This window comes from Enterococcus sp. AZ071 (assembly GCF_050499065.1).
Taxonomy (GTDB): Bacteria; Bacillota; Bacilli; order Lactobacillales; family Enterococcaceae; genus Enterococcus_A; species Enterococcus_A ferrettii.
Window position 1 is genome coordinate 2,949,056 of the sequence record NZ_JBIPAS010000001.1, and the last position, 18,974, is coordinate 2,968,029.

Sequence of the window (18,974 nt, forward strand, 5' to 3'; positions counted from 1 at the left end):
GGAAAATAAAGAAATGATTGAGTTTTTTGTTTTATTAAATAGACTTTTGAGTACAAGAAAGCTTATTCAAAAGAGGGGAGGTTGACTTTTTTTCGTTATTTGCTAAAATAAGATGTAATAAAATGGATGATTGGAGTGTGAGTATATTGAATGAAGCTGAGAAAAGAAGAATAGTAGCTGCTTTTTCTGAAGAATGTCAAACAGATCAAAAGCGAATCAAGGATGATAATGGATTTATCACATATAATTCACGTGCAATGACTGCTTGGGATTTAAGATTCAAGCGAATCAGTCAAGTTGCTGACTCATTAGGTTTTGTGATAATTAGAGCGTCAAGATCAATTTTGTGGGAATTTATTGGTGTTTTTTCAGAAGGAGAACTATATTTATTTTTTAAGGATAAAAATATCAAACTTATTCTTAAAAATTGTGAAGATAATCCATATCATTATGTACTATGCGCTTTGGGGTTTAATGAATCTGCAAATGATAAAAGTAATAATGTGCAATTAGAACTCCTTGAAGATGAGTTTAAGGAAAAACGAAATGAAATAAACACAAAATTATTTGGTGCATATTGTGAAAAAATTAAAGAAGTACGAATTTTTACCATTGACGAATTTAATGGTAAAGCAGTTAGAGCTGAAGAGCTATTTCTAGATAGTAAAGGCAATTACGTAGAAGTAACAGACTATAGCGATGCTATAAGTACTGATTACACAAGCATTATAAATCAAGAAGCAGTAGACAAAAAAGGCTTACTTGTAGGACTTAAACCAGGAATTAAGAAAACAGACATGTCTGTAGTAGATTTAAAAGAGAGCAATGATGAGATTACAGAAAATAGAAATTAGTAAGTAATAATTTAAATTAAATATTGGAGGAATTAAGATGGTTTTAGGCAGCAATTTTAATGGGAGTCGTTTACGAGAAGCTAGACGATATAGAGGATTGTCTATTACGAATCTTGCTAGAGAACTAGGTGTTACTAAACAAATGATTTCAAAATATGAGAATGATAAGGCTACTCCTCCGCTAGAGTCAACATTCACATTAATGAAAACGTTAGGGTTTCCAAGAGAGTTTTTCTTTTCAAAAGATTTGTTTGAATATAAAGATGAAGGAACTTATTTCCGTAGCCAATTAACAGCAATTCAAGGTGAAAAAGAAGTTGCAACATATGATAAGAAATATGCTGCAATAATTCGAGATTATTTTGAAGCATTTATTTCTTTTCCAGAGCTTATAGAAAGCCATAATATTTCAGATTTAGATGATGTAGAGTCAATTACTTGGAGTCTTCGTAAAAACTGGGGATTAGAGGATACACCTATTGTCGATATTATGAGGTTAATGGAAGAGAAAGGGTTTGTTATTTCAGTCGTAAAAAATGAGTATAACAAAGTCGATGCCTCAGGCGGAAGTGCCAATATAAATGGTCGTGAATACTATATTGTTATGATTGAAGGAGACGATTATTCATTCTATAGGCAACAATTTAGTTTAGCTCATGAACTAGGACATTGGGTTTTAGATAAAGGGAACAACGATCCTGAAGAATTAGAAAAAGATGAGTACAAGGAAATGGAACAACGTGCGAATAACTTTGCTTCTTCATTTCTACTACCAAAAGATGCATTTATTAAAAGCATTCAAGGTCTAGATTTAGCTAAAATTGAATCGTATTTAGGTTTGAAACGAATATGGTTTGTCTCTATAGGTACATTAATTATGCGAGCTAGAGCACTCAAACTAATTTCTTCTGATGAGTTTGTAAAGCTTCAAAAACAAATTAATTATCGGAAATGGAGAAAAAATGAACCATATGATGATACTAAGCAAGCTATGCGACCAGTGGCATTAAAGCAGTCACTAGATCTTCTAGTAGATAACGACATTATCAATCGAGAAGCTATTTCAAGCGAGATATTTAGGAAATATGGTGTTTTTTTGTCCAATGAGATTATAGAAAAAATTTGTGGTCTAGAAAAAGGTTATTTAGTAAACTCTGCTAGCGTTGGAGTAAAAATGGATTTGAAGTAAAATACAGGTATGACTATTTAAAAATGAAGTTAGTATTGAAGAAGGAGTAACTATTTTGAATGAAAAAGGCGGTCAAATTTATATTTTTGAAGGAATTGACGATGTTGGTAAGTCATCAGTAATGGATAAAGTTTCAGAGAAGTTAGAGCTAAAGGGTTATGACATTTCTAAATACAGTTTTCCCGGTAAAGAAGAGGGGACTTTAGGTGAGCTTGTCTACGATATACATCATGAACAAGGTAAGTATTTTAAAGAGGAGCTCAATCCTATCAGCTTACAAATGTTACATGTCGCTGCTCATATTGAGTTACTTCAAAAGAAACTTATTCCAGATTTGAAAAATGGGAAATTAATTTTATTAGATAGATTTTGGTGGTCGACTTTTTGCTATGGTGTAGCTTCTGGGATTGACAAAGAAGAACTAAATAACTTGTTAATCCCAGAGCTTAAATATTGGGAAAATATACACATAAGCAAGGTATTTTATTTGGAGAGGAAGCAATCTGAACAAGTTGTTACCGATGAAAATAAACGATTAATAGATGAATATAGAAAAATTGCAAGTAACTCTCAAGAATATTTGGTTCATAATATAACTAATAATTCTACGATAATGCAGACTTCGAATAAAATTGTGAGTGAGATTTTGAAAAATTGTAAAGGGTTACAGATGGTTCTCTTTGATGATAGTACTCCCAAAAAAAGTAAGACCATTAAGAAAATTAATACTTCTTCTACTTTAATTAAATCACCAATCTACTCGGAATATTGGAAATTTACTGCAGAAAGACAAAAAATTTTTTTTGCTCGATTTAACAATGAAAATTTTCCTTGGTCGCAAGATTATATCTTGAGTAAATATAAATTTACCAATGTGTATAGAGCTTCAGATAGAGTAAGTCAGTATCTAATTAGAAATGTTATATACCAAACTGGACAGGCACATGATGAAAAGGACATCTTGTTTAGAATATTGCTATTTAAATTGTTTAATAAGATTGAAACTTGGGAAACTTTAGAAGAAAAATTAGGTAAAGTTTCATACAAAACATACTCATTCGACGTTTATGATAAAATTTTTCTGGATGAATTGGAACAAAATAAGAAAATATACTCCGCAGCATATATTATGCCATCGGGAGTTAGTTCTTTTAATCATTCTAAAAAGCATCAAAATAATCTTAAACTATTAGAATATATGCTAAAGGATAATTTGTTAAATAAAATTAAAGAATGTAATTCTTTGGAAGCGCTGTATCATTTACTGTTAGAATACCCTACTTTGGGAAGTTTTCTTGCCTTTCAGCTAGCAATTGATATAAATTATAGTCCAGTTTGTGATTTTGATGAGATGTCTTTTGTAGTAGCAGGACCAGGTGCCAAGAGAGGTATTGATAAGTGTTTCGAATCTCGAGGTAAGTATACCTACGAAGATGTCATTAAGTGGATGGCAGATAAACAAGAAAAAGAAATAAGTAGGTTAAACCTTGAGTTTTCAAATTTATGGGGACGAAAATTACAATTGATTGATTGTCAGAATATATTTTGTGAAACTGATAAATATACTCGAGTGAAACATCCAGAATATAACCAAGGAAAAAATACTCGTATTAAACAAATGTTCAGAACTAGTAATAGAGATAATATTGAATACTTTTTCCCGCCTAAATGGGGGATTAATGAAAGTATAAAAAGGGAGAGGATAGATCGGTGAATTCTTATCAAGGGAAGACGGTAGATGATGTGTGGATTCAAGCAGAAAAAGAATTGAAAGAGACTCATAATAGTGTGAAAAGTCGTACTGGTGAGACAGCCGAACTTTTACATGTAATCATGCAAGTTGACAATCCGAAACAAAGATGGGTATCTAGTCGAGTGCCTGCTGTAAGTATTGGATTTGCTTTAGCAGAAGTGATTTGGATACTGGCTGGCAGCAACGATTCACAGGTTATTAATTATTGGAATCCTGCTTTGAAACAATACGCCGGTATGGGAGATACTTATTATGGAGCATATGGCGAAAGAATTAGGAAATCCTATGGTTTTGATCAGTTGAATAGCGCATATGAAGCACTAAAAAATAATCCAGAAAGCAGACAAACAGTAATTTCCATATGGAACCCTGATAGAGACTTTCCAGATTCTGATGGACAACCCAGAGCTGAGGATATTCCGTGTAATGTTTGTTCTCTATTGAAGGTGAGAAATGGAAAGCTGGAGTGGACTCAGATTATGAGAAGTAATGATCTCTTACTTGGATTACCATATAATTTTGTTCAGTTTACAAGTATTCAAGAAATAATGGCTGGATGGTTAGGCTTGGAAATTGGATCATATTGTCACTTTAGTGATAGTTTGCATTTGTATGATAGAGATAAAGAGAAGATTGGTGCACAGATTCCTCTAGATGTAAAAAATACAGATGACCTAAGAGTAACAAAAGAAAAATCAGATAAATTAATTTCACAAATTTTTGATAATATGAGACTTCTTACTCAAAAAAAACTAAGTAAGGAAAAGTTGCTAGAACTTTCTGAACTAAATCAATCTGAAGAAGGATACTGTAATATGATGCGCATTATAAGTTTATATGTAGCTGATAAACTCGGATATAGAGAAATATGTGAGCAAATTTTATCTAATTGCTCGAATGAATTGTATGTAAAACTTTGGGAAAATTGGAGCCAAGAAAAAAAGGAGATAAGAGAAGATGGGAAATAAAATTTTTGTAGCATATAGCAGAGAAGATAAAAAGAGTATTAATCAGTTGCCAAGAACTTTAGGCGTTGAACATACTTTTCGTAACAGTGATGAAGTGTACAGAATTTTTTCTTCAAACAGTAATATTTCAGAACAAATGAAAAAAGTTATTGAAGAAAATGTTAAATGGTCTGATATTGTTGTAGTGCTGGTGGGTAAAGATACAGCCCAAGTTAAATGGATTGATTGGTGTGTCGAAAAGGCTGGTATGCTGGGTAAAAGAGTAGTTTTTATTTACTTGGAAGAAGCAGGCTCATTACCAGATAGTGGTGGAATTTTCGGATCAGCAGCAGTTGGAATGGATAAGGCTGCTGAAGCTGTTAATGGAGCTGTTCCAATTTGGGATGACCCTACTGGAGCACCTTTGCCAAATGATAGTATTCATAGATCGAGCTGCTAATTTGAATGGAGGATAGATAATAAATGAAACTATCACATTATATTGTAAAAAGAGATTATGGTTTCGCTCCAAATCCATTTTATGGTGTGTGTACACTAGCTACGTGCAAATCTAAGCTGAGAAAACGTGCGGAAGTTGGAGATTGGGTAGTTGGTATAGGATCAGCTTCAAGTATCTATAAAGGAAAGATAATTTGTGCTATGCAAGTAGATGAAATCCTAACTTTCGATCAGTATTGGAAGGATAGTCGATTTCAAATAAAAAAGCCAGTAATGAATGGTAGTATACAACAAAAATATGGTGATAATATATATCACACTAATGAGAGTGGAAAAATAGAACAACTTGATTCTCATCATAGCTATGAGAATGGTGAACCCAATATGCACAATCTAAACAGAGATACTGGTGGAGAAAAAGTTTTGATCTCAAATAAATTTTGGTATTTTGGTAAAAATGCTGTTAAGCTTCCACCAAACTTAGAAAGATTAACTAATGTCCGAATGAATTATAAAAATATTAAGGAAAATGATGATAAGGAATTTATTGATGAATTTATAAATTGGATACATCAATTTGATAGCAATCAATTAATAGGATATCCAGAAAAATTTACTTCTGGATTCCAAAGATATGATGGTACAAGCTAACTTTTTTATTAATATAGGTGATACAAAAAAGTAATTTTTATAAAATTAGTCAATTAAAGGAAATCATACAAGAAAACGAGCTAACCTACGGGAATTTAAGTCTCTAGTGGAAGTTGGCTGGTCTGATGAAAAGGATATCGGATTTATTGCACCCTATAATAATCAAGTCGATTTAGTAGGAAAGTATTTACCGGAGGAGTTTGCTAGGGTGACAATTCACAAATTCCAAGGTAGAGAATGTAAAGAGATTATTTTTTCAACAGTGTTGGATAAGAAAAAAAGTAGCCAAGATTCTATTGATTTTGTTGATGATCCGCATTTGGTGAATGTAGCTGTTTCAAGAGCTATCAATAAATTTACTTTAGTAACTGGCAATGAAGTGTTTACAAGAAACAATCAAAGTTTGGCAGCTTTAGTTAATTAAGTACTATGCTTCTAATGACTATATTCATGATAGCCCGGTAACCTCTGCATTTGATTTATTATATAAGGAATATGATCGCTCTCTGGAAAAGTTAAATTCTCGATTGATTTTAAAGGATTCACATTTCAAATCTGAGCAGATTATGGCTTCCTTGTTAAAGGATATTTTAATGACAGCTGATTTTGTTTCTTTGACATTTCATATGCAGATTAATTTGATTCAACTTGTCTCAATTAAAAATAATTCATTTACTGATAGAGAAATAGAAATTATGAAGCAAAAAGCGAGCTGTGACTTCGTCATTTATTATAAGGTCGGGAAAAATCCTATAGGCGTGATTGAAGTAGGTGGAGGCAGCCATGATGAAAAGGTGCAGCAAGAACGTGATACGCTTAAAAATATTATTCTAGAAAAGGCTGAGATTCCTTTACTTAGATTGAAGACAACTGAGGGGAATATTGAGAGAAAAACAAAAGTATTTTTAAATGAATGTATTATTAAGAGTGGTATCCAAGATGGTGAAGAAAGTTAGTTTAGAAGTTTTCACATTTTTAAAACGGTGATTTCTGTTAAGAGTATTATGATGCATTTGAAATAATTAGTCGCGGATTTTACAGAAAAACTATTGAAGTGAACCCCCCTTATCACTAAAAATAATGAAGTTAGGAACTATTTTTTATTTGATAACTAGCACCAATCCCGAAAAATCATCAGAATTCCATGGCACCTCCCAAAACAACGGATGTTGATCTAACAGCATTTATAAGCTGTTGAAACTTGTAGAAAACACCATCCCTTTGCTGAAAGGGTCAGTCGGTTAATCGGTAAAAAAAGTTCTAGATACTGGAAATAATCAGTATTTAGAATCTTTTATTTCATTTAAAACTAAAGTGTAAATACTTTATGTAAGAGAAATGAGTTCTACGCTCTTTTTAATAGATATTTTTTTGATAAAACTAATTTCTAAAGCAGAGCAACCCCGCTCTGCTTTTTTTCCATTCTCTCCCCCCTGAAACAAATACCACCCCAAACCCAAACTCCGATACTAATACCAGAAAGCGGGAAACCGCTTTATTTTTCGTCTTGAATAGTTTAATTTCTTAAAGAAGACATTTAGTATGGAGGGAACAACATGGAAAAAAGAATTGTTGCGGTAACCGCTTGTGCGGCGGGAATTGCTCATACCTACATGGCGGCGGAATCGATTGAACAGGCTGCCAAGAAGATGGGCTATCAGGTAAAGGTAGAAACGAACGGGGCAATTGGCGCAGAGAATGTGCTAACTGCTGCTGATATTGAGCAGGCTGATTTAGTCTTAGTGGCTTCGGATATTAAGATTGATCCGATTCGCTTTAGTGGAAAACGATTGTATGTGACGAAATCCATCCCGGCGATTGAGGATGCTGAAGCGTTGATTAACCGGGCATTTGACGAGGCGGAGGTCTTTGGGAAGAAAGGCTCCAAGGTCGGGAAGATCCAAGTTGGGAATGATAAGGACAAGGTTAATTTCTTCACTCACATTATGAGCGGGATTTCCTACATGGTACCGATGGTTATTGCGGCGGGATTGATTTTAACGATTGCGAACTTGTATGCGTTTCAAAGGGATGATTTAGGCCGTATCGTGGAATGGGGCTTCGACACGAAAACACAGATGGGCTTCTTGATGTCTAAGCTGTTCTATGTTGGTCAAATCGGGTTCAAGCTAATGATTCCATTATTTGCCGGTTTTGTTGCTAATTCGATTGCTGATAAGCCAGCGATTGCTCCGGCGATGATTGGCGCTTACTTGGTAAATGATCCAGAATTTCTGAACACAGAAGCTGGCGGCGGATTTATTGGTGCGATTGTTGTTGCATTCATTGTTGGCTACATGGTTAAAGGTCTGAAGAAGATTAAATGGCCGCGGTTGTTGATGCCGATTGTACCGATTATGATTATTCCATTTGTAGCGACTGCTATTATTACCTTGATTGTGCTCTATATTATTGGAAACCCAATCGCTATTGGAATGGATGCAATGTACGAAGGGCTAACGAACTTGAATAACAGCTATGCGGGGGCACCGATCTTAATTGGCGCTATCTGTGGTGCGATGATTGGGTTTGACTTAGGCGGTCCAATTAATAAAACGGCGTTGGTATTTGGTACAGCGATTTTCACCGACACCTTAGCTAAATATGGAATTGATGGAGCGAACTTTGTTCCGGGAACTGCGACACAAGCAGCGATTTCAGTAGCGCCTCTGGGTGTGTGGTTGGCAACAATTATTTTCAAGAAGAAATTTTCAAAGGACGAAAAAGTGGCCGCAACGGCAGCCTTTGGTATGGGAATTGTCGGCGTTACAGAAGGTGCGATTCCCTTTGTAGCAGCTGATCCGCTTCGCATGATTTTCTCCAATGTGGTGGGTTCAGCAGTAGCTGGCGGACTAGCTGCAGCGACCGGCTGTAAATTCTATGGCGGGATTGGTTCGCCGTTAGGAACCTTTATCGGCTACATTGAACAGCCAGTTCCTTTCATTACTTGGATATTATGTGTTTGTGCTGGGATTTTGACTACGGCACTGCTGATCGGCTTTACTCGAAAGCAGACCGTGGAGACAGCAATTATGGAACAAGAGGAAAAAGACGAGGCTGAGCAAGGTTTTATTGAGACGGCCCACGACTAAACTAGTTAGGATGATGAATGATGAATGCAGAAGTATTTAACCAAGAACATATTTTAGTGGATCAAACAGCCACTACTCAAGAGGAAGCTTTTCAAGTGATTGCGAATTTCGCAGATCAGTTAGGCTTCGTCCAAGATAAACAGACTTATCTTGAAGGACTAAAGGAACGGGAAAAGGAGGCAACGACTGGTTTTAAGGACCACATTGCCATTCCCCATTGCAAAAGCACCACTAATTTAAGGCCGGGTATGTTTTTAGTGAAATTTGAACAGGATATTCCCTGGAATGCATTGGATGGCAAGCCAGTAAATGTGGCGTTTGCCTTAACGATTCCTGAGGAGGGTTCCGCGGAGCATTTGAAGCTGTTGAGCTTGATTGCTCGCAAATTAATTGATCAAAACTTTAGAGAAGGCGTCTTAAACGAGAATGATCCGGAAAAATTAACGGAAATTATCGATCAGATTGCTTTTTAATCGGAAACTGGGGCAGCTGCTGCTCCAGTTTTATTTAAAAATTGCTTGTTAGGACTGAGAGTATGAAGAAAAAAGTTCACGTAATCCACCACACCCATTGGGATTTTGAATGGTACTTTACCAATAATGAGTCGTTTGTCCAATTAACCTATCATTTGGACGAGGTGATGACGGCTTTGGAGGAAAACAAAATTGATCAATACCTGCTGGATGGTCAAATGAGTATTCTGGATGAGTACCTGCAAAGCTTCCCGGAACAAAAGGAGCGGCTGCGAAAGCTAGTGACTGAGGGCAAATTGAAAATTGGTCCTTGGTATACGCAAACCGACGAGCTGATTGTTCGTGGGGAATCAATTGTTAGAAATCTGCAGCTGGGGATGGAGCTGGCCGAAGAGCTGGGTGGAGCTATGAAAATTGGCTACCTGCCGGACTCCTTTGGTCAAAGCAAAGACATGCCGAAAATTTATAATGGCTTTGGCATCGATCAAACCGTTTTTTGGCGCGGAGTTCCTAATGATGTTACCACCAAGCGGGAATTTTACTGGCAGGCGGAGGATGGCTCGCAGGTGCTGGCTTCCAATATTAAGAATGGTTATTTTGTAGGTGTCGGCTTGATTTATACCGATGAGTATCAGGAGCTGATCGAGACCATCGGGGAAGGAGCGACGGGCAATGAGTTGGTCTTGCCGGTAGGCGGCGATCAGCGGTATGTCGATTTTAACCTGCGGGAACGAATCCAGCGGTACAATCAGGCACTGCCTGAGGTTGAGTTGGTGGAGAGCAGCTATGAAGATTTCTTTGAAGCGATTGAGGAAAACGACCTGCCAACGGTAGAAGGCGAGTTTATTTCCAGCTCGGTATCGAAAATTCATCGCTCGATTTATTCCTCCCGCTACGATCATAAATACCTGAATGACAAGATCGAGCGGCGGATGATTTATCAGCTGGAGCCGTTAATGGTGATGGCAGAGTCCTATGGCATTCCTTACAAAAAAGGGCTTCTTGATCGGATTTGGAAGCTGTTGAACAAAAACCAAGCCCATGATTCAGCAGGCGGCTGCAACAGCGACAAAACCAATCAAATCATTTTGGATCGCTTTGTTGAAGCGGATCAGCTGTCCTATTCTTTAGTTGATTATCTGACTCGGAAAATTGCGGAGTCGCGAGGGGCAGCAGCCAACGATGATCTAGTGATTTTCAACACGGTTCCTTGGCCAGTGAAAAAGGTAATGCATTGTGAGCTGTCTACTACCTATGAGCAGTTCACCATCGAAAAAGACGGACAGTCTATTCCCTACGATTTACTGGAAACGAAGAAAGAATATGCCGGCTCCATACGTCGGTTGGAAAAGGATCAGAACCCAGAGCAATACTATTTCATTCATCGAATTGCGCTAGAGGTAGAGCTGCCTTCCTTGAGCTTTGAAACCTATCAGGTAGTTGAAGCACAAAGCAGTTTGCCTGAAACGGATCAAACGCAAGCTGGAAAACCTTTGATTGAAAATGACTACTACCGGCTGTTTTTCGAAGCGGGTCAACTGTCTCTAATTACCAAACAGGACAATCAGCAGTATGAAAATATTCTGACCTTTGAGGATAGTGGAGACGAAGGAGATACCTATGATTATTCTCCACCGTATGAGGACGATCAGTATCTATTGAGCTTAGCGGATGCCGACTGTCAGGTTAATGAACGTCCGCTTTTATCAGAGCTTAAATTTACTGGAAAGTGGTATGTTGCGAAGGATTTAACCGAGAGAAAAAATAAACAACGCAGCCAATCAGTAGACTATGAACTGGTGCTTTCGTTGAAAAAGGGCAGTCGTCAGCTTGAGTGCCATTTGGAAATTGATAACACAGCCTGTGATCATCGGATGCGGGTATTGATCAACACCCCTCATCAAAATAAGTTCTCTTATACCGATACGCCCTTTGGAACAATTGAGCGTGAGGTAGAGGATCAGCACATTGTGGACTGGCAGGAGCTGGGATGGCGCGAGGAACCGACGGCGATTTTTCCAATGCTGAGCTATGTTAACAGTCACAATGAAGCCTCCAGCTGGACGGTGTTCACCAAAGGCATGAAGGAATATCAATTTATAGGGGAAGCTTTCGGAACGATAGCTTTGACTCTGTTCCGTTCTGTCGGTTTCTTAGGACGACCTGATTTAATTCGTCGGCCAGGAGTTGCTTCTGGTAATGAGTTTAAGTACATTGCAACACCTGATAGTCAGCTGCAGAAAAAAATGACCTTCAAATTCGCGCTGCAATTGGAGCAAACATATTGCCCAGCCAAACTGGCAAAGGACTATCTGAATTATGCTCTGTCCTGTCCGTTTTATCAGCTGCAGGAAATGAATCGCTTCACCTCGACACTGAAATATTTTGTTTCCAATCCTTTACCGGAGAAGCTGGTTCAAAAAGAGCAGCTTACCTTGGTGAGCGAAAAGCTGGTGTTCAGCTCATTGGCAAAATCAAAGGCAGGTGCGGGCTTTGAGCTGAGAGTGTTTAATCCAAGTACCCGCGAAGCAGTGGAGGGTGGCTACATTCTTGGTCCTACCGAAATGAGCTATACCTTTGAGGATCTTAAAGGAACTCCCATTTTACCAGTCGAAAAAAATGATAAGATTACTATTGGAACAGTCAAACCTGGCGAAATAAAAACGATTCAGATCGTGAACTGAGGAGAAGAACATGCAAGAAGATATTTTCATTTTAATTGAGTCCTGTCGGTTGAATTTTACAGCGGTGGAGCAAGTGATCGCCGATTATTTTTTGAGTAAGCAGCAGGCCCCTAAAAATATAGACCAGCTGTCTGAACATTTGGCGGTCTCAAAAGCGTCAATTACTAGATTTTGTAAAAAAATCGGCTTGAACAATTACAAGGAACTGATCTTCTTGTACAAGCTTTCGCTGGATAAGGATGAGTCGGATCTGTCGGTAGCTTCTAAAGTGACGGCGGCCTATCATTCCTTGGCAACGCGCAGTGACAGTACGTATTCGAAAGAAATAGTCGATGCTTTTTGCGGCTATTTGCATCAGCACAAAATTATTCATTTCTTCGGCAAAGGGTTCAATTCCTATGCCGGAGCGGATTTTCAATTTAAGTTTTCCCGAGTCGGCAAATATGTACGGGTCATTGCTGATGAGAATTCGATTTTAATGTCGGCTAATTTTGCCAATCAGGATGAATTAATTGTGGTCTCAACCTTGCGGGGGGATGATGAGGAACTGCTGGAGGCGATGAAGATCGCGAAAGTTCGCGGGGTACCAATCCTGTTGATTACCTCCAATCAGTTTTCTCAGCTGATTCCTTACGCCAATGTAGTGCTAATCGCAGCCAGCTTTACCCGAGAAGAATCGCTGGGGAACATTTCCCCGCAAATTCCTATCCTCATTCAGCTGGATATGGTTTATGAACGCTACATTCATCTGTACTCCGATTCTCTCAAGCAGTGGCTGGAATCGGAGCAAATATTACACAAATAAAGGATCGATGAACCAATGAAAAAATTTCCTGAGCATTTTTTATGGGGAGCAGCCATGTCGGCTCCTCAAACAGAGGGACAAAGCTTAAGTCATGGCAAATCAGCCTCTACCTGGGATTACTGGTTTGCGGAGGCACCAGAAAAATTCAATCAGAATCAAGGACCCGCAGATACGTCTAAGATGTACGATAAGTACGCAGCTGATTGCCAGCGAATGCAGGCAATTGGCATGAATTCGGTACGAACCTCGATTGCCTGGACACGCTTATTACCAGATGGAAAAACGGTCAATCAAGAAGCGGCTATCTTCTATCGTAAGTATTTTCAAGCAATGCTGGATCATGGCGTTGAGCCGATTATTAACCTGTTTCACTTTGACCTGCCGATGTGGCTGATGGATCAAGGAGGCTGGGAAAGCCGGGATTCAGTGGCAGCTTTTGCTTATTATGCTGAAACAGCTTTTGAATTATTTGGCGACTTGGTAAAAAAATGGACGACCTTTAATGAGCCGATGGTCCATGTGGAGTGTGGCTATTTGTATCAATACCATTATCCGGCGATTGTTGATTTTAAGCGGGCAGTTCAAGTCGGCTATCATACCTTATTGGCTCATGCTCAAGCAGTGGAAGCCTTTAGGAAGGTCCTGCCAAAGGGTGAAATCGGGATTATCTTGAATATCTCTCCTAGTTATCCCCGAAGCGACTCGGCGGAAGACCAATTGGCAGCTCAGCGTTCTGACCTGTTGAACACGCGCAGTTTCTTAGATCCGGCTGTACTGGGAAATGTTCCAGAGGAGCTGGTGACTCTTTTAGCGGAGAATGATTTGCTTCCAGCTGTAAAAGCTGGCGATGTAGCACTGCTTGAAGAAAATACAGTGGACTTCATTGGGTTAAATTATTACCAGCCGCGGCGAGTGCAGGCGCCTGAACATGCCGAGTCTCCAGCCAAAATGCCTCATGATTTTTACGCAGCCTATGATTGGCCGGAAAAGAGGATCAATCCTTATCGGGGATGGGAAATTTACCCTAAAGCGCTTTATGATGTAGCAATAATGATGAAGGAAACGTATAACAATATTCCTTGGTACGTCAGTGAAAATGGGATGGGCGTAGCCGACGAGGAACGTTTCATGAATGCGTCTGGGATGATTGAGGACGATTACCGGATTGAATTTATGCAGGAGCATTTAGACTATTTGTATCAGGGGATTAGCGAAGGCAGCAACTGCTTCGGTTATCATGCGTGGACCTTTGTTGACTGCTGGTCCTGGTTAAACGGCTATCGGAATCGTTATGGTTTTTATTCCATGGACTTAGCGACCTATGAACGTTCAGTGAAGAAGAGCGGTTTGTGGTTTAAAGCAACCGCAGAAAAAAATGGATTTTAGGTGAAGAGAATGAGCTTAGCAGTATTTGATATTGGCGGTACGGCAGTAAAGCATGGCTTATGGACCAACGGGCGTTTAACAAAGGTAGATTCTTTTGCGACGCCGCAAAATTATGAAGCATTATTAAATAAGTTTCGCCAAACGATTCAGCAATATGATCAACCCATCGAAGGGGCAGCAATCAGCTCACCCGGTGCAGTGGATGTTGCCAAAAGACAGATCTTGGGAATCAGCGCGGTTGAGTACATTCACCACCGACCGATTTTTGACGAACTGGAAAGCTGCTTAAATCTGCCAGTAGCGATTGAAAATGATGCCAACTGTGCCGGGATTGCGGAAGTAGAACTGGGAGCCGGCCGAGATGCCCAAAACATGGTATTTGTGGTTTTAGGTACCGGGGTTGGTGGCGCAATTTTTATTCAACGCCAGCTTTATAAAGGCAGCAATCTTTTTGGCGGCGAATTTGGTTTAATGAAGAGTATGGATACACAGACCTTCAGTAAAAATGGCACCTTAGTGAAGGCTGCAAATTTCTATACGAAGCAAACCGCTAAAGCAGTTGAAGGAAAGGACCTCTTTTGGTTAAGTGAAGCAGGAGATCAACTGGCTGCTAACTATTTAGATGATATGTATCAAAGGATCGCCAATAATCTGTACAATATTCAAGTAACTCTGGATCCTGAGCTGATCATTTTAGGCGGCGGTGTTTCAAAACGACCAGAACTGGCAGAAGAGATTGCCAGTCGGCTCAAGCATTTGTTGAAAGAGGAGCAGGTGGAAGAAATCATGCCTCAGGTTCGCTGCTGTGCGTTTCAAAATGATGCCAATTTAGTTGGGGCGGCGTTAAATTTTGAACGAACCTTTGCGAAGAACGAAAAATAGCGGTTACTATGAAAAAAGACAAGCAAATTCGATCTTATGAAGATCAAGTTTGCTTGTCTTTTAATTTAGGACTCACTCAGCTTTTTCTTGAGCCAAACGGCTAGTATAACCAGCAGCAGGCCCAAGAAAGAGAAAAGAAATAGTTGATTGGTATCACCGGTTTTAGGATACGATTGCTGCTGCACCACATAGTGAGGAACAAGCTGCTCATTTTTTTCAGGCGGCTGTTCTGATTCAGCGGGTGCTTCAGGAGCAGGAGCTTCAAGTCCTAATTGACCGTAAACCTCGATATCCGTATCCATGTAATCACCTCATCCAGCAGGAAATGCTTAGTTCCATTTCACTGCATCGAATTTTAGGTTCAAGGTGTATTTTAGCTGTTGTTGTGACTCAGCTGTTGCACTTCCAGAGTAAGTAAAGGTTGCTTTGTTTTTCTCAGGTGTTGCTGCAGTATCCGCAGCAGCTAATTGATTTTTGCTGTTCGCCAAAGTGATTAATTCTGAGTTCAATGGCGTTGCCAATGAACCGTTAGTAACCAAGCTGGTAGAAGCAGTTGTAGCAGTAACGCCTGCTGCTCCTGTTACGTCAAGCTTCAAGTTAAAGTCTGACGGTAATGTTTGGTTACCAGCATCTCCAGTGAAGCCATTTGCTGAAACGGTAACTGGTCGTCCAGAGTTGTTAACGATTGAATAGTTTGGCGCTTTAATGCTAGTGTCGCTTGCAGTATTGTAGAAGATGGTTGTAGTAGGGACGGTAACGTTGATCCAGTTTACATCACCTTCTGGGATTGTTGCATCTGGATCAGTGTTATCGGCACCTAATGTTCCGTTGATCTCAATATCTGCAGTCGATTGACCGTTAACTGTTTGTTGACTGGCACTTTCGGTACCATCTGCGGCAAAGACAAGCGGCGCTGCTCCTAAAGCGATGCCGGTTGTTAATAATATAGCTAATAATTTTTTCATTCTGTTTTCCTCCTAAGTATATATATATAAACAAAATTAATTGTGTAGCCCAAATTTAGTTCACTAAAATTGTGACACCTGCTGAGACCTCGCCCTGTTTTTTCTTCGTTTGAGCATCATACAGGCTAAAGGTTGCCGTAGTTTGATGTGTTCCCTTGGCTAACGGCTTATCCAAGTGAACTTGATCAATTTCCTCCCCGGGAAGAATTGCTCCTGAGGTGTAAATGATGTCACCGGTTTGATCGTCTTTGATTTCGACATTGACCGGATAGGCATTACTTTCAGGATTCTTGATCGGTAATTGCCCTTGCTGTGTTTCGCTATTGATGGTTGCTTCTGAAGCAATCATCATATTAAAGTTGCTTTCGTCTGCTTTCTGCTGAGCAAGATCAGCCAGCTCTTTATCCGACATTTTCTTCGCATCTTTTCCTTCGGGTAAAAAGTCACCGCTGATCACCGACATTGCTTGCGGCTTCGGTGCGAAAAAGAAGTGGTAAATGCCGTAGCCGCCAATAAGCAGCAGCAAAAGAGCTAAAAGCAGCAACCATTTTTTGCGTTTCTTTTTTTCTTCCATGATTGCCTCCTTCTAATTTGTCGTAATTTCTGAAATAGCAAAAGAAAAACGATAGCTGAATTTTTGTGGTCCAATCATTGGACCGGAATAATCTCCAGCCAAATACAGGTCAGCCTGAGCATCGGTATCCCAAAAAGGATTCAATGTAACAGCATCTAGATTCAAGGGATCCTGCTCACTTAAAGGGCCCAAGGTTATTTTTTCGCCACTGTCTGCTTTTTCAGCAATCAGTGATAAAATCAGCTCCTGATCGTGAGTATCAAATTGATCAACTAAGGAAAGCTTTTCAGAGCTGTCGCTGTTGCGAGTAATCTTGGTTAAGCGCGTTTCTGTTGGAACATTGCCAGCATTGCGCACGGTATAGCTGTCTAGATTTTGCTGTTTACCAAATTGCCCAGGGATCGGACTGTCGAATGCCATCGCATTAGTTGAAAATAAGATCTGCACGTAGGGCGGTACTTCCGCTGAAGTTTCCTTCCACAAAGTATCGAAGGTATAACCTGCAATGCGTTGATCGTTAGCCTTGGCATACAAATAATAATTTTGGGCAGGCAACTGAGTAAATGCGTGCTTCGAATCTGCTCCAGCTGGTGTCGTATTTCCTGGCAGAACAGTGTCAGCTGTCTGAGCGACTCCTTCTGCTGTTCCAGCCTGTTCGATACTGGTTTGAGCAGCATCAGCAGTAATATCCCCACTATAGAGCTGCTTGGTTGCTAGCTTATACTGAACCTTGCTGCTTACAGCAGTTGCTGGTGCAGCACTGTTTATTTGTGCATCGATAGTACTAATGTCTTGTCCAGTAGTTGGAGTCGCTGACACATCTTCAATGGTAGGCATTTTGGCGTATGCGACTGAATAACCACTGCCAATATTGCCGGATGTAACAGTGTAGCTTGAACCCGTAGCTACTCTAGGAACGTAATCCTTTTGTCCACTCGCAGTTAAATAGGCGATCTTATACAAAGACGTATCTGAATCTGCTCGTCTAAAGATGGGATTCATTGAACCCAGAACTTGTCTAGATGAGCTTGTTGAATCAAAAACAACGTAATCTGGTGAGTTCAGATTGATAATCGGATTGGAACCAGAAAAGCCGTTAACATCCGTTGTGAAATGTCCAATTGAGTCCTTAGCAAAGTTAGCAGTCAGTGTTCCTGTAGATAAGGTTGCTGTACTTGACGTAGAGTTGACTCCGTAAATATTTTTATAGGAGAAATTCCCTTGTTCTTGGACATTTAAGGCAGCACCGCCATAAAAAAGATACGTCTTGCTGGATTCAATGGCTAGTGACGCGTTTTTTTCTACCGTGACTGATTGGCTGGTACTATAGAAAATAGCGGTAGCATCAGTTGAATCATTGTAGATAGTAGTGTCGCTGCCTTCAGCGAAGGTAACAGAACGATAGCCCTCAACAAATTCACCACCGTAAGAATTACCAGAGGAACTAAAATTATTTTTTCCCTTGAAGGTTAAGGTATTCCCAGCATTATTGTTTCCCCAAAAAGGTTGACTGCCCCTTTGGATAGTATAATTAACATTCTCAACGGTGAATGAAACATTGCTATTCGAGGTATAGAGAATCCCATACCAAGAACTGTTGGGATAAGTACTGTTGCCAAAAGTTAAATTCTTATATGTAACACTTATATTGTTTGCACCTGTACCAAAGTGAGCCGTACCGTAAGCTGTCCCATCGTACAAAAGAGCATAACCATTGCCGTCAATTACTGTATTTTGCTTGATAGAAGTACCAGTAGTATTATAAACAATGTCATTTTGCAGCTGAATATATTGTGTTTGTCCAGACGCTACTGAGGTGGCTAGGGCATCCTTCAATTCCTGAAAGTTTGTTACCCGGTACGGATTCGTTTCAGTGCCATCTCCAGCTGCGGCCAGCGCTGCCACTTTAGCTGTGGGTGCTTCCTGTACTTCTTGTTCAGCTTCACTAGAGCTCTCGGTTGAATTATCCGTGGAGTCTTCATGAGTTATGGACTCTTCTGTACTAGTGCTTGAAGACTCGGCTTCGTGCTCCGTAGATGCTATTTCAGTTGTGCTTTCTTGTTCTATACTCGTCGTTTGGCTTGTTTGTTCGGTGGAAGAGGTATCGATAGTGGATGTTTCTTCCGCCCAGGCAGGTAGCTGAGCAGCATTCATAAACAAAAAAAGCGTAGCTAGGAATGTGATCTTCCTTTTCATTCTAACCACCCCTTTCGGTTTGTTGCTATTTTAAGGAAAATAACTATTTTATAATACATTTCAT

General features: G+C 39.5%; 18 protein-coding genes. 14 read left to right on the forward strand and 4 right to left on the reverse strand.

Annotated elements, in window-relative coordinates; translation table 11 throughout:
- Nucleotides 1–122 precede the first annotated feature (122 nt).
- The 14 genes from IGI49_RS14550 to IGI49_RS14615 all read left to right on the forward strand — a co-directional run bounded on the left by IGI49_RS14550 (nucleotide 123) and on the right by IGI49_RS14615 (nucleotide 15,175).
- On the forward strand, nucleotides 123–854 hold the full coding sequence (locus IGI49_RS14550; protein WP_429962275.1) for a DUF5986 family protein: 732 nt from the start codon (nucleotides 123–125) through the stop codon (nucleotides 852–854).
- A 37-nt stretch (nucleotides 855–891) separates the two neighbouring features.
- Nucleotides 892–2,043: a helix-turn-helix domain-containing protein gene (locus tag IGI49_RS14555; protein ID WP_429962276.1), complete on the forward strand. Its 1,152-nt coding sequence runs from the start codon at nucleotides 892–894 to the stop codon at nucleotides 2,041–2,043.
- 55 nt (nucleotides 2,044–2,098) lie between these two features.
- A complete protein-coding gene (locus IGI49_RS14560) occupies nucleotides 2,099–3,757 on the forward strand; it encodes a nucleotide kinase domain-containing protein (protein WP_429962277.1) in 1,659 nt (552 codons plus the stop codon).
- Nucleotides 3,754–4,764 (forward strand): thymidylate synthase, encoded by a 1,011-nt coding sequence (locus IGI49_RS14565; protein ID WP_429962278.1) that lies wholly within the window; start codon nucleotides 3,754–3,756, stop codon nucleotides 4,762–4,764. Before IGI49_RS14560 ends, IGI49_RS14565 begins: the two co-directional genes overlap by 4 nt.
- Nucleotides 4,754–5,203, forward strand: a complete 450-nt coding sequence (locus tag IGI49_RS14570; RefSeq protein ID WP_429962279.1) for a TIR domain-containing protein — start codon at nucleotides 4,754–4,756, stop codon at nucleotides 5,201–5,203. The genes IGI49_RS14565 and IGI49_RS14570 overlap by 11 nt, the downstream gene beginning before the upstream one ends.
- Before the next feature lie 23 nt (nucleotides 5,204–5,226).
- Nucleotides 5,227–5,853, forward strand: a complete 627-nt coding sequence (locus IGI49_RS14575; RefSeq protein ID WP_429962280.1) for a hypothetical protein — start codon at nucleotides 5,227–5,229, stop codon at nucleotides 5,851–5,853.
- Nucleotides 5,854–5,959: 106 nt separating this feature from the next.
- Nucleotides 5,960–6,277 (forward strand): C-terminal helicase domain-containing protein, encoded by a 318-nt coding sequence (locus tag IGI49_RS14580; protein ID WP_429962281.1) that lies wholly within the window; start codon nucleotides 5,960–5,962, stop codon nucleotides 6,275–6,277.
- Between the two features lie 169 nt (nucleotides 6,278–6,446).
- Nucleotides 6,447–6,809 (forward strand): DUF2726 domain-containing protein, encoded by a 363-nt coding sequence (locus IGI49_RS14585; RefSeq protein ID WP_429962282.1) that lies wholly within the window; start codon nucleotides 6,447–6,449, stop codon nucleotides 6,807–6,809.
- A 600-nt stretch (nucleotides 6,810–7,409) separates the two neighbouring features.
- Entirely contained in the window at nucleotides 7,410–8,945 is a 1,536-nt protein-coding gene (locus IGI49_RS14590) for a PTS fructose transporter subunit IIC (protein WP_429962283.1), read from the forward strand.
- Nucleotides 8,946–8,965: 20 nt separating this feature from the next.
- Complete coding sequence (locus IGI49_RS14595) at nucleotides 8,966–9,418, forward strand: PTS sugar transporter subunit IIA (RefSeq protein ID WP_429962284.1); 453 nt, start codon at nucleotides 8,966–8,968, stop codon at nucleotides 9,416–9,418.
- A gap of 62 nt (nucleotides 9,419–9,480) precedes the next feature.
- The gene (locus IGI49_RS14600) at nucleotides 9,481–12,102 is read left to right on the forward strand and encodes a glycoside hydrolase family 38 C-terminal domain-containing protein (RefSeq protein ID WP_429962285.1); all 2,622 of its coding nucleotides are present in this window, start codon (nucleotides 9,481–9,483) and stop codon (nucleotides 12,100–12,102) included.
- 10 nt (nucleotides 12,103–12,112) lie between these two features.
- Nucleotides 12,113–12,907 (forward strand): MurR/RpiR family transcriptional regulator, encoded by a 795-nt coding sequence (locus IGI49_RS14605; protein WP_207704590.1) that lies wholly within the window; start codon nucleotides 12,113–12,115, stop codon nucleotides 12,905–12,907.
- Between the two features lie 15 nt (nucleotides 12,908–12,922).
- Nucleotides 12,923–14,293, forward strand: a complete 1,371-nt coding sequence (locus IGI49_RS14610) for a glycoside hydrolase family 1 protein (protein WP_429962286.1) — start codon at nucleotides 12,923–12,925, stop codon at nucleotides 14,291–14,293.
- Between the two features lie 9 nt (nucleotides 14,294–14,302).
- A complete protein-coding gene (locus tag IGI49_RS14615; RefSeq protein WP_429962287.1) occupies nucleotides 14,303–15,175 on the forward strand; it encodes an ROK family protein in 873 nt (290 codons plus the stop codon).
- A gap of 65 nt (nucleotides 15,176–15,240) precedes the next feature.
- On the opposite strand, the gene IGI49_RS14620 is transcribed toward IGI49_RS14615, so the two are convergent.
- The 4 genes from IGI49_RS14620 to IGI49_RS14635 are packed head-to-tail and all read right to left on the reverse strand — an operon-like array spanning nucleotide 15,241 to nucleotide 18,910.
- Nucleotides 15,241–15,477 (reverse strand): LPXTG cell wall anchor domain-containing protein, encoded by a 237-nt coding sequence (locus IGI49_RS14620; protein ID WP_429962288.1) that lies wholly within the window; start codon nucleotides 15,475–15,477, stop codon nucleotides 15,241–15,243.
- A gap of 27 nt (nucleotides 15,478–15,504) precedes the next feature.
- Entirely contained in the window at nucleotides 15,505–16,140 is a 636-nt protein-coding gene (locus IGI49_RS14625) for a hypothetical protein (RefSeq protein WP_429962289.1), read from the reverse strand.
- A 55-nt stretch (nucleotides 16,141–16,195) separates the two neighbouring features.
- Nucleotides 16,196–16,714 (reverse strand): hypothetical protein, encoded by a 519-nt coding sequence (locus IGI49_RS14630; RefSeq protein WP_429962290.1) that lies wholly within the window; start codon nucleotides 16,712–16,714, stop codon nucleotides 16,196–16,198.
- A 12-nt stretch (nucleotides 16,715–16,726) separates the two neighbouring features.
- On the reverse strand, nucleotides 16,727–18,910 hold the full coding sequence (locus tag IGI49_RS14635) for a hypothetical protein (RefSeq protein ID WP_429962291.1): 2,184 nt from the start codon (nucleotides 18,908–18,910) through the stop codon (nucleotides 16,727–16,729).
- Nucleotides 18,911–18,974 lie beyond the last annotated feature (64 nt).

Coding starts and splice junctions, on each gene's coding strand:
- IGI49_RS14550 (WP_429962275.1), top strand. CDS start 123: ATGGATGATTGGAGTGTGAGTATATTGAATGAAGCTGAGAAAAGAAGA.
- IGI49_RS14555 (WP_429962276.1), top strand. CDS start 892: ATGGTTTTAGGCAGCAATTTTAATGGGAGTCGTTTACGAGAAGCTAGA.
- IGI49_RS14570 (WP_429962279.1), top strand. CDS start 4,754: ATGGGAAATAAAATTTTTGTAGCATATAGCAGAGAAGATAAAAAGAGT.
- IGI49_RS14575 (WP_429962280.1), top strand. CDS start 5,227: ATGAAACTATCACATTATATTGTAAAAAGAGATTATGGTTTCGCTCCA.
- IGI49_RS14585 (WP_429962282.1), top strand. CDS start 6,447: ATGACAGCTGATTTTGTTTCTTTGACATTTCATATGCAGATTAATTTG.
- IGI49_RS14590 (WP_429962283.1), top strand. CDS start 7,410: ATGGAAAAAAGAATTGTTGCGGTAACCGCTTGTGCGGCGGGAATTGCT.
- IGI49_RS14595 (WP_429962284.1), top strand. CDS start 8,966: ATGAATGCAGAAGTATTTAACCAAGAACATATTTTAGTGGATCAAACA.
- IGI49_RS14600 (WP_429962285.1), top strand. CDS start 9,481: ATGAAGAAAAAAGTTCACGTAATCCACCACACCCATTGGGATTTTGAA.
- IGI49_RS14605 (WP_207704590.1), top strand. CDS start 12,113: ATGCAAGAAGATATTTTCATTTTAATTGAGTCCTGTCGGTTGAATTTT.
- IGI49_RS14610 (WP_429962286.1), top strand. CDS start 12,923: ATGAAAAAATTTCCTGAGCATTTTTTATGGGGAGCAGCCATGTCGGCT.
- IGI49_RS14615 (WP_429962287.1), top strand. CDS start 14,303: ATGAGCTTAGCAGTATTTGATATTGGCGGTACGGCAGTAAAGCATGGC.
- IGI49_RS14620 (WP_429962288.1), bottom strand. CDS start 15,477: ATGGATACGGATATCGAGGTTTACGGTCAATTAGGACTTGAAGCTCCT.
- IGI49_RS14625 (WP_429962289.1), bottom strand. CDS start 16,140: ATGAAAAAATTATTAGCTATATTATTAACAACCGGCATCGCTTTAGGA.
- IGI49_RS14630 (WP_429962290.1), bottom strand. CDS start 16,714: ATGGAAGAAAAAAAGAAACGCAAAAAATGGTTGCTGCTTTTAGCTCTT.
- IGI49_RS14635 (WP_429962291.1), bottom strand. CDS start 18,910: ATGAAAAGGAAGATCACATTCCTAGCTACGCTTTTTTTGTTTATGAAT.